Origin of the sequence: Pseudothermotoga hypogea DSM 11164 = NBRC 106472 (genome assembly GCF_000816145.1) — a bacterium.
GTDB classification, from domain to species: domain Bacteria; phylum Thermotogota; class Thermotogae; order Thermotogales; family DSM-5069; genus Pseudothermotoga_A; species Pseudothermotoga_A hypogea.
On sequence record NZ_CP007141.1, the window covers coordinates 1,286,116 to 1,302,109 of the forward strand.

Consider the following 15,994-nt stretch of genomic DNA (forward strand, 5'->3'; position numbering starts at 1 on the left):
CATCGGGAAGGTTCAAACTTCAAGGTGCCTCCCTCGTCGCGCGCTCGAACGCGTGCGCAATTTGAACAAGCAGATCTTCCCGCCACCACTTCGTGACGAATTGGACACCGACTGGTAAGTTGTCCACGCGACCGAACGGTACACTGATAGCTGGAAGATGAGAAATGTTGAACTCGGCTGTGAAGCGTGTCAAACGCCTTGCCATCTCGACGGCATTTTCGCCCTCAATGAACGGGGCAACGATGGGCACGGTTGGGAGCACCAAAAGATCGTATTGTGAGAAGAGCTGTTTGAAATTGTGCTTTGTCATCGTTTGAACCTTCCTCGCCTGAGCATAATCGACACCGCTCGTTGAAGCTCCTTCCATGAGTCTCTGTCTGACATCGTCGGAAAAGAGTTCTGGACGATCTTTCAACCTCTCTCTGTGGAAGGCCGCTGCCTCTGTCTGGGTGATCAAACCGTTGGCCGCCGCTGCGTCCTTGAGCCATTCCAAAGGTTTCTCCTCGATGACCGCACCAAGTCGCTTCAGCACATGACACGCTTCATCCACGATCTTCAAGATTCTCTCGTCGGCTTTGGAAACAAAATCACCCGCAACTTTCAGCACCTTTATTCCTTTGGGAAACTTCTCAAAATCGGGCTCTCTGAGCGGTGCTCTCTGAGAGAAAGGATCCTGCACGTCGTGTTTCGAAATCACTTTCAGCACGATCCAAGCATCCTCGACAGAGTTTGCGATCGGTCCGACGTGATCCAGATGCCAAGAGAGAGGCATTACACCCCTCACGCTGATCCTACCGTAGGTGGGTTTCAATCCCACGACGCCACACAGTGCCGAGGGAATCCTTATGGAACCGCCGGTGTCCGTGCCGAGCGCTGCCAGTACCGCGTTTGTGGCGACTGCGACCGCAGAACCTCCAGACGAACCACCCGAGATCCTTTTTGGATCGTGTGGATTTCTACACGGTCCGAAGTGTGGATTGTTGTTCGTCACACCGAGAGCAATCTCGTGCAGGTTCGTCTTTCCAACGATTATTGCCCCCGCCTTCTTCAATTGTTGTATCACGAAGGCATCATCTTTCGCAAAATTATCCTTGAAGAACAGGCTTCCGGCCGTTGTCTTCAAACCCGCAACGTCGATCAGATCTTTCACGGCTATGGGCACTCCGTACAACGGTGGAAGTTTCTTTGTGAGAGATTTTTCCAATATCTGCACAGTTCTCATCGCTCCATCGTAGTCGAGACTGATGAAGACTCCAAGGTGCTTCGTTTCTTCTATCTTCCTGAAACATTCTTCGACGACCTCTCGGGGTCTGATTTTTCTCTGCGCATACAGTTTCAGCAACTCTCTTATTCTCACCAAAATCACCTCAGCTTCATCTTTGGACCATCCTGGACGAACTTTCCTCTGAAGGAAGGTTCTTCCAGCAACAGATGGCTGTCCAAGTCGTGGAAATCGAAGGCGCCAGTTCCCAGTGCGAATTGAACGCTCTGATTGATCCCAAGGCTCGACTCAGCCATGCATCCGATCATCAATTTAATGTTGGAAGCTTTTGCCATTTCGACGATCGCGAGCGCATCGCTGATACCACTCTTCATGAGCTTTATGTTGACGTAGTCCACCGCTTCTTCTTTGATCAATCTCAACACGTCGTACTTCCTCTTGGCAGACTCGTCCGCCGCCACGGGGAAGGGACAGTGGAACCTCACGTACCTGAGCCCCTCGACGTCGTACCAAACCACGGGCTGTTCGTAGACTGCGATGTCCACGCCAGAGCGGTACAGAACGTTCGCAAACTCGACAGCCTGCTTGGGCGTGTAACCCATGTTCGCATCGACTATGTAGTCGGCTCCTTTCGTTACTCTCGCGATCTCCAGCATTGCGTCGATGTCTTCTTTCAGATTTTCCCCCACCTTTACCTTGATAGTTCTGAAACCCTCTTTGAAGATCTCTTCCGCATCCTTCACTCTGTTCTCAACCGTGTCTATGCCCACCGTTTTGTCCGTCTCGATCTCTTCTTTTGCACCACCCAAGAACTCCGCCACGGTTATACCCAGCTCTTCGCACAGCCCATCGAGAACGGCGAACTGAACGGCGGCCTTCAAACTTGGCGTCGCCAAGAGCTTATCTGTGATCTCGAAAATCTTTGCGTAGTTGCGCACGTCCAGACCGATCAGATTCTCCCTCAAAAAGTCTTCCATCGTCAAGAGCATCTCCACTTTCTCGCCGTTGACTCTGAAGGATGGAGATGCCTCACCGCGTGCCACGATGCCGCTGTCCAGGAGCAACTCCACATCAACGTTGTTCGCCTCCGTGGATACGCTACCAGTGATGTGGAAAGGTTTTCTGTAAGTGTACTTTTTCAAAATGAGGCGAACATCTTTGATCTTTCCCAACCTTCACACCTCCCAACCTTCAAAGCGCACCACTTCTATGTGTGTTTCGAGGTGCACTTTCTTGTTGTGCGTCTCGGCTTCGCCAAGCTGGTTGTCCGTGGGATCTTCTCTGTAGAACCTCGGTTCGGGCACGAACTGTTTCATGAAGTCGTCGTTGGCGACCATTCTGAAGCCGTCGAGGTTCCCAAAGTAAAAGCTGCGGAGTTTCTCATCGTACCTCCTCGCACCACCGAAAGAGGGATCCGCAGGGAGCCATCCGTACGGTTCGACATAAAAGAGCGCCCAATCGTGTGGCGAGACAAAGTAAGGTGTCACGTACCAACCCGACTGCCATCTCGCAGGAACCTTCGCGATCCTGCACATGGTTATGAACAAGAGCGCTTGAAAGCCACAATCACCTCTCAGGTTCTCTGCGACGTATTGGGATATGTTTTCGTAAGTTGAGTAGGGTCTCACGTAAGAATACCTCACCTTAGTCGTGATCCAGTCGTAAATACGTTTAGCTTTCAGATAAGGGTTCGTTTCGTTGTTCACGATTTGCTGAGTGAGATGTCTTATGTAATGCGTGAAAACTATGTGGGGAGGTTCTTCATCCAAGAATTCATCCATGTCGCACGTTTGAACCTCAGAAGGATCTATCTTGTTGATCCACTCTCGAATCTTGTATCCGAATTCTACAACGTATTCCTTGCTTGTCCCTTCGAAAAAGATCGTTCTCTGTGGAACATCATTGTCCGCCAAGAAATAATTCTCGTCGCTGACGTAGAGCAATTTCACATCCTCTACTTGAAGACCCTTCTTTGGAAACGGAAGCCAGACTCTGAAGTAGTCATCGTGTGAATCCACTTTCACCTTCAATTTCACTTGTATCGTGTAAGTCTTTGGTGCAGCCCCTTCGGCTAGCGCCCTTATTCTTCGCTCGATCAACTCTCTGTGTTCTTCTTCCTCCGGATCTCTTTTCATCCTGTTCTTGTACTCTGGCCGAGCGAAACCGATGTTCTGAATGAACCTCTCGAAGAACCTTCTCTTTCTGTTGACGAGTATGAAGTCAACACAACCTTCGTCGATGAGTCTGTAGAATTCTTCGTAATCGAGATCTCTGATCATTTCTTTTGCTTTTTCCAGAGCGTCCGATTCGTCGTACGGGTATGCAGCGAGCAATCTCTTGATCCTGAACTTTTCGTACTCGAGTCGCTGCCTTTGTAGATCGCTGATCCGTGTGTCTCTTAACCACCTGTCAATCAACGCCATCGCCGCTTCCCAGTCGCCGATCTCTTCGAACCGTCGCACGTTCTCAGGAATGCCGCACACCAGGAACTCATGCACGTTGAACACCCCCAACATTCGACAAGGCCTTCAACTTTTCTAATGTTTCAGGAATGTCCCTTTCGAACCTGTTCAAATCGTTTATCTCGAGAACGACTATGCCATCGAATCTTTCACGCACCAGTTCGAACACTCGCTCGAACGGAATTTTTCCAAGTCCTAAAGGTAAATGTAAATCCCCCACCCCGTACAAGTAAGCGAAATGGAGCTCTCTCGAGAGTGAACTTTCAGCATCGTCTTCTGGTTTTCCAAAATTGTCGTGAACGTGCAGTTCGAAAGTATGGGGAAGTCCGAGAGTGAGCTGTTCCAATAACTTTTGCTCGTCCCCTTTCACTCTCAGGAAGAGATGTCCCACATCGATCAAGAGTTTCACCTGCGGATGGTTCGCGGCTGTAACAATCTGCAAAGTGTGTTCCACCAGCTGTTTGGTGTTCTCAACGACAAGACAGACGTTCGTCCTCTCAAGTTTGGTGCAGAGTCTTTTCAGATTCTCGATCTCTCTACGTTTTTTCTCTTCGTCTTTACCAAACCAACCGGAGTGATGGACGACCGTCAGCGCGCCTATACTGGAAGCGAAGTCAATGGTCGCCGAGAGGATCTGAAGATCTTCTTTCCTGTCTGAAGTCAGATCCACAGGGTCTGGTCCGTGAACTGTGAACTTCAGACTCGAACGCTTCAGAACCTGTGCGATACGGTTCAATCTTTCGGGGACGATCTCACCGTTAAAGATGACATCCAGACCTGCGGGGGGAATCTCGACACAGTCGAACCCAAGACATTCAAACTTCTCGAGTTCTTCTTTGAATTTCTCTTCTGAACCAGACAGACGCTTCGTGTCGATGTTTATTCCAATCAATCTGACCACACTGTCACCTTCGTCTTTTGTAATTTTTCGAAACAGTCTGTAATGGATTGACACCAATCGTAACCTTTGCTATAGTTATTATAGATGGCTTCATAGACCTCAGAGAAAAAGTACCGTCCACCACTTGAACCTTTGGGTGTCTGTTAAGATATCCTGTCGTTCCTTGAACTTGGTCTGATCTTTCAGTCTTATTCTATCTCTAAAAGGAGGGATTTGTGTGAGAAGGTTGCTCTTCGTGGTACTGTTGTGCGCAGCGGTCTTGCTCTTCGCAAGCGTTGAGGACAGCATCGTTCAAGTGGGACGCACGCTCGAGAAGAACGGAATCAACGAGGTACGTTACGCGGTATGGGGCACTGGAGATCCCAACAGCGTGCTCAGGGTTCTGGGTATCGTTGAGGCGGCGAGGCGCATCAACGACATCTGGGCTAAGAACAACATCAACGTCAAGGTGATCATCAGAGAGACGCGTTACGAACTGGACTTCACGCAGATGTATCAGGAATTTTTGAGCAAGCAACCTCTTGGAACTGCTGGTGATTTTCTGGTGAACTCGTACGTGTACATCGCACCGCTCGCCGAAGAAGGTTATCTGCTCGATCTGACGCCGTACCTCGAGAAACACAAAGAGCTCCTCGATGACTTCTTTGCCTCTCACATCGAAGTGGCCAAGTACAAAGGAAGGATCTACGGCCTGCCACAGGACACCGAGGCGAGACCCTTCTACATCAGGAAAGACATCGCAGCCAAGGTTGGACTCGACCTGCACGGCTTGGACCAGAAGGTCTTGAAAGGTGAGTTCACCTGGTTCGATGTCTACGAGTGGGCGAAGAAGACTGTTCAGTTGGGAGCCTCGCAGTGGGGTCTGATTCACAGAAGAGGAAGCGCACATCCTGACCTGATGCAGTTCATACTCGCCTTTGGAAGCAAACTGTACGATCCTGCAGATGGGAAGCTCGTATTCGACAAAGAAGCGATCTACAAGTGGCTCACGATCGAGTGGGTCTTTGCGAGAGAGAAACTGCTTCCGTCCGACATGATGGCTTGGGATTGGGCAAAGCAGGTTCATCCGGCCATAGTTGATGGAAAGACTCTGTTCGACATCGGTGGGACTTGGTACTGGACAGAGTGGCAAACCAAGGATTACTACACCGATCCGAAGACCGGGCAGATGAGGGGATTGAAACCCGAAGAGGTCGAGCAGTGGTTCTACTACACGCTGTTCCCGGCGGGAGAACCTGGAAAGAAACCCGTGACGCTGAGCCAGCCGTTCATGTGGATGGTCAGTTCGAAGGCCGGCGCGCAGAACCCCAAGTACAGCGCTCTGAAGTCCACCTACGATGAACTCGCTTTCCTGATCGTCGCTAAGGCGTCCGATCCAGAGATCAACGCCATACACAGCATCATAAGTGCGCACTTGCCAGTTGGAAAAGCTTCGGCCGCGTTGCTCGCCAACAAAGAATGGCTCGACAAACTGTACAACCTCCAAATCGACCTCGATCCGAGCGTGAAAGAGAAGATCGCTGGCATCGTCAAAGCGACTGTCAATCCAATCAACGCAAAATTCTTGTCCGATGTTTCCTACATGCTCGATCACACCAACTTCCCGCCGATACACCCGATGTACGCGAAGCTTGCGGCGATCTTCGCAGAGGTGGTCGACTACGTGTTGAGAGGTCAGATGGATCCGGCCAAAGCGATCGACTACGCCATTGGTAAAATCAACGCGGATCTCGATCTCAAGGCCAGCGTGAAGATCATCAACGAGATACCGAAAGATTGGAGATTTGCTGGTAAATGACCAAGGAAAGATACTCAAGAAAGTGGGAGCTGTGGGCCTTCTTGGCCCCGGCTCTCGTTGTTGTGGTGATATTCTACGTCGTACCGCTCATCTTGACTGTATACACCAGCTTCACCCCTCTCAGAAACTGGAACATACAACGTTACGCGACGAGACTGATTGGTTTTTACAACTATCAGAAATTGTTCCACGCCATAGCGAACGATCCGTCGGTGAGGGCGGTCTTTTTGACGACCGCAGTTTTCGTCGGTTGCACGTTGCTTGTGAACGTGCTCGGCGGTTTGATCTTAGCTTTGCTCACCTTTTTCGTTGATAAAAGGACGAACTCTATCGCGAGCACGATCTGGTTGTTACCAAGAATGTCACCCATCGCGGTGTACGGACTGGTCTGGTACTATTTCTTCCATGGCAGCAGTGTGGGCACTTTGAATTCCCTCTTTTTGAAACTCGGTTTCATCGACAAACCCGTCGCTTGGGGTCAGGCCTTCATTCCCTATGGTCCGTGGAGCGTGATCATCTTCGTCAACGGGCTGGTGGGTGTGAGTTTCGGAATGATCGTGCTCTCTTCGGCCATCAAGAGCATTCCGAGCGAGTTCGTCATCGCTGCGAGGGTCGATGGTGCGACGGACTGGCAGATCTGCAGGAGGGTTTTGATACCTCAAATCAAATGGCACATCATGTACGTCACCACATGGCAATTGCTGAGTCTGCTCACTTCTTACGCGCACACGTACCTTCTGGTGAGCTGGAGATTGGTGAACAAGTCTTACGGAACCCCCTGGGCTCTATATGTGTACGATCTTGCGTTCACAGGTGTGTTCGACCAAGGATTGGCGGCCGCGGCGGGAACCCTTCTGGTCCTGGTGGGAGGACTGCTCGGTCTGATGACGCTCAGAATACTGGGCTTTGGAAAGCTCATGACGGAGCCGCGTGGTGATATCTGATGAGTCTGGGCGATGTGGAAGTTCGAAGCAAGAGCAGACAGATCTTTTATTCCATCATTCTAATAGCCTTCTCCGTGCCGGTGATCATGGCCTTTTCCATGCTCGTTCTTTCGAGCTTCGCAAACCAGATGGTGACGAACTTCGACTTTTCCAAGGTGAGATTCACGCTTAAGAACTGGCAACTTTTGTTTCAGGGCAGGATCGCCATAACTGGAGGGCTGAGGGAGAACATATTCCTCTACTTAATCAGCACGGCGATCGTCGCACTCGGAGTGGCCATCGTCACCACGCTCGTTGGGACTCTTTCTGGCTATGCGATCTCAAGGATCAGGTTCAAAGGGAGAAAGTTCGTACTCTTGATGATGCTCATGTTGCACGCTCTGCCCGGTTCGATCCTCATCGTCGGAGTCTACTTTCTCTACAGGCTGTGGATGCCGACGAGTCTCAACGCGCTCCGATATTTTTCTTTCTTCTATGTCATCATCGCCCGCGCCGCACTCGAAGTTCCACTCTCAGTGTGGCTCATGAAGGGCTTTTTCGATCTGCTGCCCTGGGAGATAGAGTGGTCCGCGCTGGTCGATGGTGCTTCGAGACTCAAGACTTGGGCGAAGATCATGATGCCCTTGATAAAACCCGGTGTGGTGGCTATACTGATCTTTGGTTTTCTCGCTGGCTGGCAGGACATCATCTATGTCAGAACGTTTCTCATAGACAAGACGCTCGCAACCTTCATCGAATCGAATCTGGAAGCTGAGATGGCTTACATGCCTCTGCTCGCCGCTGCAGCCACGCTTTATCTTTTACCCACGATCTTCTTCTACATAAGTTCTCAGAAGCTTCTGTTCAAAGTCTACGCGGGTGGCATCAGGAGGTGAAGGGTCTTGGCATCCATCGTGCTCGAGAACATCACGAAGAAGTTCGGCAAGGTTACGGCGCTCGATGGGGTGAATTTACAGATAGACGACGGCGAGTTCATCGTGTTGCTCGGTCCATCGGGTAGCGGCAAAACCACGTTGATGTACCTGATCGCAGGCATCTACAGACCAACTTCTGGACGCATCCTCTTCGACGGAAGGGACGTGACGAACCTGTCTCCAAAGGAGAGAAATGTGGGCCTGGTCTTTCAAAACTGGGCGCTCTATCCTCACATGAAGGTGTTCGACAACATAGCCTTCCCTCTGACCTTGAAGAAGACTGACAGAAACACGATCCAACAAAGGGTTCACGAAGTGGCAAGCATGCTCAAAATAGAAGCCCTCCTTGAGAGATACCCCTGGCAGTTGAGCGGTGGGCAACAACAACGTGTCGCCATTGCGAGAGCATTGGTGAAGCAACCTCAGATCCTTCTGTTCGATGAGCCGCTGAGCAACCTCGACGCGCTTTTGAGAATCGGTGTCAGGACGGAACTGAAAAGGTTACAGAAAGATTTGAAGATCACCTCGGTCTACGTCACGCACGATCAAGCTGAAGCTTTGGCGATCGCAGACAGAATTGCAGTGATAAACAATGGAAAACTGATTCAAGTGGGCACACCGGAGGAAATTTATTACAAACCGAGACACACGTTCGTGGCCGGCTTTGTGGGAAATCCACCCGCGAACCTCTTGAACGTTGAGTTCGATGGAACGAAATTGACGATACAGACTAAAACTTTCCAGGCCCCGGTCGAATTGCTGCAGAAGATCTCTGGCAGAAGAAGGATCGTTCTGGGCTTCAGGCCAGAGAAGGGAATCTTACTTGATCGCATCACAGAGAACGCCGTCGGTATCGAGGTACAGATTTACGAGGTCGAATCCATGGGAAGAGAACAAATCGTGACCGTTTCTATAGAACAGACGATGGTGAAAGTGCTGAGGCCCTCCGAAGAAAAGTTCCAGGTGGGTCAAAGGCTGTTTTTGTGTGTTGATATAAAAGATTTGATGCTTTTCGATTTCGACACGAACGAAGCGCTCGATGTTCAGTGAGTTTTGAGTTAACATATAACCGTGAGACCGATCGTGGGCATCAGCTGTTCGATGGATGAAGAGTCTTTAAAACTCAACATGAACTATTACCAAGCCGTCGAGGAAGCCGGTGGTTTGCCCATCCTCGTACCGATCCTCAAAGAGCAAGATAACCTGTACCAGTTGGCCAATCTTCTGGACGGAATGATCTTTTCCGGTGGAGTGGACATCGATCCTCACCACTACAACGAAGAGCCACACCTAGGTTTGGGACAGATAACACCAGAGAGAGACGAACTGGAAATAACGCTGTGCAGAATCCTCTACGAAATGAAAAGGCCCATCTTCGGCATCTGTAGAGGTATTCAGTTGATCAACGTTGCGCTCGGTGGAACACTCTATCAAGACATAAAGACACAATTACCTAAGGTCCTGAAACACTACCAAGAAGCCCCAGCCCACAGTCCAACGCACGAGGTGTCCATCGAAAAGGACAGCTTGTTGTTCTCCATTGTGAAGAGGGAAAGTTTGAGAGTCAACAGTTTCCACCATCAGGCTGTGAAAGATGTCGCGGCAGCCTTGAGAATCGTTGCGAGGGCACAGGATGGCGTCGTCGAGGCGGTGGAATCCAACAACGACAGATTTGTCCTGGCAGTCCAGTGGCATCCAGAAAGAATGTTCAAACGACACAGAGAACACTTCGAACTGTTCAGGCGTTTCGTTGAAGAATGTGCAAAGAAGGGGTGATCGAACGTGAAGATCTACATTTCTGCCGACATGGAGGGTATCTCCGGCGTTGTGGGGCTGGGTCACGTTTCACCTGGAGATAAAGAGTATGAGAGGTTCAGAAAACTGATGACTCGTGAGGTGAACGCAGTCGTAGAGGCAGCGGTCCAATGTGGAGCGAAGCAAGTTCTGATCAACGATTCTCACAACACGATGGACAACATCTTGATTGAAGAATTGCATCCTAAGGCTGTGCTCATCAGCGGTAGTCCAAAGCCCATGAGCATGATGGAAGGCATAGATGAGAGTTTCGATGCCGTTTTCTTTGTGGGTTACCACGCAAGGGCAGGAAGCGCGCCCGCAATCATGGACCACACTTACACTGGAAGAGTCTTCTGTGTTGAGGTGAATGGAAAGAAATTGAGCGAAGCTGGATTGAACGCGAGGATCGCAGGTTGTTTCAACGTTCCCGTCGCGCTCGTGACGGGAGATCAACTCACCATAGAGTGTGCTAAACAGGAACTGAACGATTTCGTCGGTGTGATCGTCAAAGAAGCCGTCGGAAGGTACGCAGCGAAGATCTATCCGTTCGAGGTTGTGGAAGAAAAGTTGAAGGCTGGCGTCGAAGAAGCGATGCGCAGATTGAAAGAGTTCAAGCCAACGGTCGAGCGAGAGCCTGTGGAAGTGAAACTCACCTTCTACAGTTCTGCTTTTGCTGAGACTGCTTCACTTCTTCCGAACGTTGAGCGACTCGACGCCAGAACCATCCGATACACGGCCAAAAATTATCTGGAAGCTTACAGATTGCTCAGAGTCTGTCTCTCACTCTCTTCCCTGGCCAAATAGTTGCTCGTACCTTTTGAAAAACTCTTCGAGCAAATTCTTTTGAAATCTCAGTCTGTCTGCCAGGAAAGAAAGTCTCTGTTTGCCATCCTCGGTGATCCTGTACATTCTCCTGGCGGGTCCCCCACCGAGCACGTCCCATTCGGACTGCACCAAACCTTCAGCCTCGAGACGCGCGAGCAACCTGTAGAGATTCCCCATGGGACCCACGCCTTCGAATCCCACGCCGAGCTCGCTCAACTTCTTGGCGATTTCGTAGCCATGAGCTGGTTCTTCTGCGATCAAGAGGAGCACGAGGGCCTCAAGAAAATGGCCCCCGCGCCCCATTCCGTGACCGTGACAGTGTCTCACTGCACTTCTTCCCTTTTGAGCTCTTCATCGACGAGCTTCATTTCTTCTTCGAGCCATCTTCTGTATTCGCGGAGCGATTCCTTACTCGGTCTGTACCAGGGATGAAAAGCCCAGCGGAAGAACCTCGGTCTGTGCCAAGACCAGCCGTGTCTGTATTGCATTCCCAGACCCCAGCACCAAGGTTTAGGACCGTACATGTTCATCACCTCCGGGAATATTATATATCGAATGAATATATATGTCAACTCACGCATGTGTGGGTTCATCTTTTTTTCTTCATTCTGTTACCTTTTCCAACCCGCACGTTCGTATACATCACAATGGGAGCGCTCCAAAAGGAACTCAACCGTGCAGACGGTATCCGTTTACATTGGTATTGGTCTAACTCGTTGATCTGCTCTTCAGATACGTTCAAAAGGATAAAAGCGCTCCCGATGAGAAAGATTTTCGTTGAAGATCCAGATGGATCGTCAGATCACTGATGCACACAACAACAGAACGAAAGGTCGATGATAAAAACCAAAGCCCCAGAAATGGGGCTTTTTGCTTTGGTTGATCGAGGAAGTTCCCATCTGCTCACGGTCTTTTCGAGCAGGGCTTGGCGAGGACGATGTTCGGTGATAATATATTGACGTCTAAATGTTTGACGTCAATCGGAAGGGTGACAGCATGAACGAGGACACCATCTTGAAGAGATTCTTCGTGATCCAAAGATTGCACTTTCACATCCTCCACAGAGAGTTGGAAAAGCACGGCATTCATCCGGGTCAACCACCGATGATCATGATCATCTCAAAACATGAAGGCATGACACAGAACCAGATCGCCGAGAAACTGAACCTGAGGCCTGCGACGGTCGCGATCATGCTGAGGAGGATGGAGAAGGCAGGACTGATACACAGAAAGCAGGATGAGAATGACAGAAGGATTCAGAGGGTTTATTTGACGGAAAAAGGAAGATCTCACTGCGAGTTCTTGAAAGAGCAGATGCAGAGAATGGAAAGCATAGCCACGCAGGGATTCAGCGAGGAAGAAAAGCTCCAACTCACAAACTTTTTGGACAGGATCATCCACAATCTCAAGAATCATACGAGAGGTGATTCGGATGATTAAGATCCTGAAGTATCTGAAGCCCTATCTGTGGTTGGTGATCGTGACGGTCTCGCTGGTCATCGTCGATTCGTACGTGACGCTGTACTTACCGGATCTCATGTCACAAATTGTGGACAAGGGAATCACGAAAGGCAATGTGGACTACATATGGCAGATTGGTGGCAAGATGCTGCTCGTCTCTCTGATCCAAGTTGTCGCGATCGTAGTGATGAGTTACACATCCTCCAGAGCGGCGATGTGTGCCGGCAGAGATATTCGGGCCGATCTTTTCAAGAAAATCCAAAGTTTCTCACTCGCGGAGATCGACAAATTCAGTACGGCCTCTCTGATAACCCGAACGACCAACGATATAACCCAGATACAACAGGCGCTCGTCATGATCCAAAGAATGGTGATAAGGGCTCCCATCGTCGCGGTTGGGAGCATCTTCATGGCGATTTCGAAGAACGCCAAACTCACCATGATACTGTTGATTTCTGTTCCTTTAGCTTCGCTTGCGCTCTATCTGATCTTTTCAAAGGTCATGCCTCTGTTCAAGAGCATGCAGAAGAAGATCGACCGACTCAACCTCGTTCTGAGAGAAAGGGTCACGGGAATTCGAGTGATCAGGGCGTTCAACAAGGAAGAGTACGAGAAAAACAGGTTTGAAGAAGCGAACCTGGATTTGACGCGCACGGCACTGAAAGTGAACAGAATAGGAGCCATCGTCTTTCCGATCATGACCATCATCATGAACTTCACGATCGTTGCCTTGATATGGTTCGGGGCCAAACAGATAGACGCTGGACAGCTCCAAGTCGGTGGCATGATGGCCGTCATGCAGTACGTCATGCAAGTGTTGTTCTCGTTCATCATGATATCGCTCATATTCGTCTTTTTACCCCGCGCTTCGGTTTCTGCACAGAGGGTTCTCGAAGTGCTCGCAACCGAACCGTCCGTGAGGGAACCAGAACAGTTCGAAGAACCCGCAGGTGAAGGTGTGGTGCAGTTCGAGAACGTGACGTTCCACTATCCAGGAGCGAAGGAACCAGCGCTCAGAAACGTTTCCTTCATCGCAAAACCCGGACAGGTGACAGCAATCATTGGGAACACAGGCTCTGGAAAGACCACGATTCTCAATCTCATAATGAGGTTCTACGATGTCACTGAAGGTTCCGTCAAGATCGATGGAGTGGACGTCAGAAAGATACCTTTCGAAAAGCTGAGAAAGATGATAGGCTATGCGCCACAAAGGCCGATCATTTTCTCAGGTACGATCGCTGAAAATATAAGGTTCGGTCGAAGGGAAATCACCGATGATGACATCTTCAAAGCTGCCGATATTGCACAGGTGAACGAGTTCGCTTTGAAGTTGCCTGAAGGACTCAACGCCCAGGTCGCGCAGGGTGGGACGAACCTGTCCGGTGGGCAAAAGCAGAGGATCTCGATAGCGCGCGCGATTGCGGGAAAGCACAAAATCTATCTTTTCGACGACACTTTCTCAGCTGTCGATTTCAGAACGGACGCGAAGATCCGTGCGAGGCTCATGAAGGAATTGAAGGATGCGACCGTGATAATCGTCGCACAGAGAGTGGCCACGATCATGCATGCCGATCAAATCGTGGTGTTGAAGGATGGCAGGGTGGAAGGCATAGGCAGGCACGAGGAACTCATGAGAAGTTGTTTGGTGTACAGAGATATCGTGTTCTCACAGATCTCTGAGGAGGAAGCAACGATCGGAGGTGGACTCAATGGCAGATGAAAAAAAGCCAGCCCAACCAACGAGACTGCCGATGAGAAGACCGGGTCCGGGTGGTCCCCCAATAGGCATACCCGCGGAGAAAGCCAAGGACTTCAAGGGAACTCTGAGGAGATTGATCGCTTATCTCAGGCCCTATCTCGTGCCCATGATCATAGTTCTGGGTCTCACGATCACCGCAACAGTCTTGACGATAATCGCACCGAAGATTCTCGGAAGGGCAACGACCGAGATCTTTCGCGGCGTGATGGCGAAGATGTTCAGACTCCCCAACGCGAAGATAGATTTTTCGTACGTGGCGAAGATACTCATTCAGGTGGGCACAATCTATTCTCTGAGCGGTTTACTCATGTATCTGCAGCAGTTCATCATGGCGGGAGTCACTCAGAAGATCGTGATGAAGATGAGAAAGGACGTCTCTGAAAAGCTCGCGAGATTGCCCTTGAAATTCTACGATTCTCGAACTCACGGTGAAATTTTGAGCCGGGTGATAAACGATATAGATCTGATCAGCAATACGCTGCAACAGAGTCTCGTTCAGTTCGTCTCTGGGATAGTCTCCGTGGCGGGTGTCACGATCATGATGCTCACGATAAGTCCTCTGCTCACGGGTGTTACGGTACTCACATTGCCGTTGAGCATCGTCACGACGATCTTCATCGCGAAACATTCGCAAAGGTTCTTCTCCAGACAGCAGAAGAAGCTTGGAGAACTGAGTGGGCACGTGGAGGAAGTTTATGCCGGTCACATCGTTGTGAAGGCCTACTGCAGAGAGAAGGATATCACCGAGAAGTTCGAAGGGATAAACGAGCAACTCTGCGATGCGAGCCACAAGGCACAGTTTCTGTCTGGCATGATCATGCCGTTGATGCGGTTCATAGGCAATCTGGGTTATGTGATCGTCTCGGTGGTGGGAGGTATCCTCGTCACGAGGAGGGCCATAACCATAGGCGACGTTCAAGCCTTCATACAGTACTCTCAACAGTTCACGCAACCCATCGTGCAGATCTCAAACATCGTCAACCTCATTCAATCGACGATTGCGGCCGCTGAGAGGGTTTTCGAAATACTCGATGAAGAGGAAGAAAAGCCCGAAAAGCCCGACGCGCTGAGAATCGAAAAGGTGAAGGGGGACGTCAGATTTGAGAACGTGCACTTCAGCTACGTGCCAGAGAAACCGCTCATAGAGGATCTGAACATAGAAGTCTTCAGTGGCCAAAGGATCGCGATCGTTGGTCCAACGGGTGCCGGGAAGACGACGTTGGTCAATCTGTTGATGCGGTTCTACGAAATACAGAAAGGAAGCATCAAGCTCGATGGGATAGACATCAGAGACATACACAAGAACAATCTGAGAAAATGTTTCGGCATGGTTCTGCAGGATACGTGGCTTTTCAACGGCACGATAAGGGAAAACATTGCGTACGGAAAGGAGAACGCCACAGAAGAGGAAATAATACAGGCTGCGAAAATGGCACAGGCGCACCACTTCATCATGGCTCTGCCGGATGGCTACGACACCGTGATCAACGAAGAGGCGACGAACATATCCTACGGCGAAAAGCAGCTCATAACCATCGCGAGGGCGTTCTTAGCCAACCCAGACGTGCTCATACTGGACGAGGCCACAAGTAACGTCGACACGCTCACCGAGATATACATTCAGAAGGCGATGGACGAGCTGATGAAGGGAAGAACCTGCTTCATCATAGCCCACAGACTTTCAACGATAAAGAACGCCGATCTCATCCTGGTCATGAACGAAGGAAAAATCATAGAGAGGGGCACGCACAAAGAGTTGCTCGCGAACGGAGGTTTCTACGCACAGCTTTACAGAAGTCAGTTCCTCGGTGCGCTCGTGGAGGTGTAACAGCTTGCGCTGACCAGGAAACTGTGCTATGATAAAAACAGACGAGGGAGTGAAAAATGTTCTTGACAAAAATTGGTGTTTGT

15 protein-coding genes are annotated in these 15,994 nt (G+C 50.2%); 9 read left to right on the forward strand and 6 right to left on the reverse strand.

From position 1 onward, the window contains the following. Positions 1–19: 19 nt before the first annotated feature. From AJ81_RS06360 to AJ81_RS06375, 4 genes are read right to left on the reverse strand one after another with little or no spacing between them, the layout of a single operon-like run. Entirely contained in the window at positions 20–1,357 is a 1,338-nt protein-coding gene (locus AJ81_RS06360; RefSeq protein WP_031504590.1) for an Asp-tRNA(Asn)/Glu-tRNA(Gln) amidotransferase GatCAB subunit A, read from the reverse strand. A 5-nt stretch (positions 1,358–1,362) separates the two neighbouring features. After that, complete coding sequence (locus AJ81_RS06365; protein WP_031504588.1) at positions 1,363–2,394, reverse strand: L-Ala-D/L-Glu epimerase; 1,032 nt, start codon at positions 2,392–2,394, stop codon at positions 1,363–1,365. A gap of 3 nt (positions 2,395–2,397) precedes the next feature. Then, the gene (locus tag AJ81_RS06370) at positions 2,398–3,720 is read right to left on the reverse strand and encodes a transglutaminase-like domain-containing protein (RefSeq protein WP_231845453.1); all 1,323 of its coding nucleotides are present in this window, start codon (positions 3,718–3,720) and stop codon (positions 2,398–2,400) included. Next, complete coding sequence (locus AJ81_RS06375; protein WP_051368731.1) at positions 3,713–4,585, reverse strand: sugar phosphate isomerase/epimerase family protein; 873 nt, start codon at positions 4,583–4,585, stop codon at positions 3,713–3,715. The genes AJ81_RS06370 and AJ81_RS06375 overlap by 8 nt, the downstream gene beginning before the upstream one ends. A 217-nt stretch (positions 4,586–4,802) precedes the next feature. On the opposite strand from AJ81_RS06375, the gene AJ81_RS06380 reads away from it, so the two are divergent. The 6 genes from AJ81_RS06380 to AJ81_RS06405 are packed head-to-tail and all read left to right on the forward strand — an operon-like array spanning position 4,803 to position 10,842. Then, positions 4,803–6,383 carry an ABC transporter substrate-binding protein gene (locus AJ81_RS06380; RefSeq protein ID WP_031504585.1) on the forward strand — a complete coding sequence of 527 codons (1,581 nt, stop codon included), beginning with the start codon at positions 4,803–4,805 and terminating at the stop codon, positions 6,381–6,383. Further along, the gene (locus AJ81_RS06385) at positions 6,380–7,327 is read left to right on the forward strand and encodes a carbohydrate ABC transporter permease (RefSeq protein WP_031504584.1); all 948 of its coding nucleotides are present in this window, start codon (positions 6,380–6,382) and stop codon (positions 7,325–7,327) included. The genes AJ81_RS06380 and AJ81_RS06385 overlap by 4 nt, the downstream gene beginning before the upstream one ends. Further along, positions 7,327–8,202, forward strand: coding sequence for a carbohydrate ABC transporter permease (locus tag AJ81_RS06390; RefSeq protein ID WP_174375501.1), 876 nt, complete (start codon positions 7,327–7,329; stop codon positions 8,200–8,202). Before AJ81_RS06385 ends, AJ81_RS06390 begins: the two co-directional genes overlap by 1 nt. Before the next feature lie 6 nt (positions 8,203–8,208). After that, positions 8,209–9,291: an ABC transporter ATP-binding protein gene (locus AJ81_RS06395; RefSeq protein ID WP_031504580.1), complete on the forward strand. Its 1,083-nt coding sequence runs from the start codon at positions 8,209–8,211 to the stop codon at positions 9,289–9,291. A 21-nt stretch (positions 9,292–9,312) separates the two neighbouring features. Beyond that, on the forward strand, positions 9,313–10,017 hold the full coding sequence (locus AJ81_RS06400) for a gamma-glutamyl-gamma-aminobutyrate hydrolase family protein (protein WP_031504579.1): 705 nt from the start codon (positions 9,313–9,315) through the stop codon (positions 10,015–10,017). A gap of 6 nt (positions 10,018–10,023) precedes the next feature. Then, positions 10,024–10,842, forward strand: a complete 819-nt coding sequence (locus AJ81_RS06405) for a M55 family metallopeptidase (protein WP_031504576.1) — start codon at positions 10,024–10,026, stop codon at positions 10,840–10,842. Here the strand turns inward: AJ81_RS06405 and AJ81_RS06410 are convergent. Together AJ81_RS06410 and AJ81_RS06415 are read right to left on the reverse strand one after the other, a co-directional pair. Next, positions 10,819–11,133, reverse strand: a complete 315-nt coding sequence (locus AJ81_RS06410; RefSeq protein WP_051368732.1) for a PadR family transcriptional regulator — start codon at positions 11,131–11,133, stop codon at positions 10,819–10,821. The genes AJ81_RS06405 and AJ81_RS06410 overlap by 24 nt on opposite strands. Before the next feature lie 53 nt (positions 11,134–11,186). Then, complete coding sequence (locus AJ81_RS06415) at positions 11,187–11,387, reverse strand: DUF5320 domain-containing protein (protein ID WP_031504572.1); 201 nt, start codon at positions 11,385–11,387, stop codon at positions 11,187–11,189. Between the two features lie 472 nt (positions 11,388–11,859). Here AJ81_RS06415 and AJ81_RS06420 point away from each other — a divergent pair, with 472 nt between their 5' ends. From AJ81_RS06420 to AJ81_RS06430, 3 genes are read left to right on the forward strand one after another with little or no spacing between them, the layout of a single operon-like run. After that, positions 11,860–12,303, forward strand: a complete 444-nt coding sequence (locus AJ81_RS06420) for a MarR family winged helix-turn-helix transcriptional regulator (RefSeq protein ID WP_031504571.1) — start codon at positions 11,860–11,862, stop codon at positions 12,301–12,303. After that, positions 12,296–14,044, forward strand: a complete 1,749-nt coding sequence (locus tag AJ81_RS06425) for an ABC transporter ATP-binding protein (RefSeq protein ID WP_031504569.1) — start codon at positions 12,296–12,298, stop codon at positions 14,042–14,044. The genes AJ81_RS06420 and AJ81_RS06425 overlap by 8 nt, the downstream gene beginning before the upstream one ends. Then, positions 14,034–15,911, forward strand: a complete 1,878-nt coding sequence (locus AJ81_RS06430) for an ABC transporter ATP-binding protein (protein ID WP_031504568.1) — start codon at positions 14,034–14,036, stop codon at positions 15,909–15,911. Before AJ81_RS06425 ends, AJ81_RS06430 begins: the two co-directional genes overlap by 11 nt. The last annotated feature ends 83 nt before the right edge of the window (positions 15,912–15,994 follow it).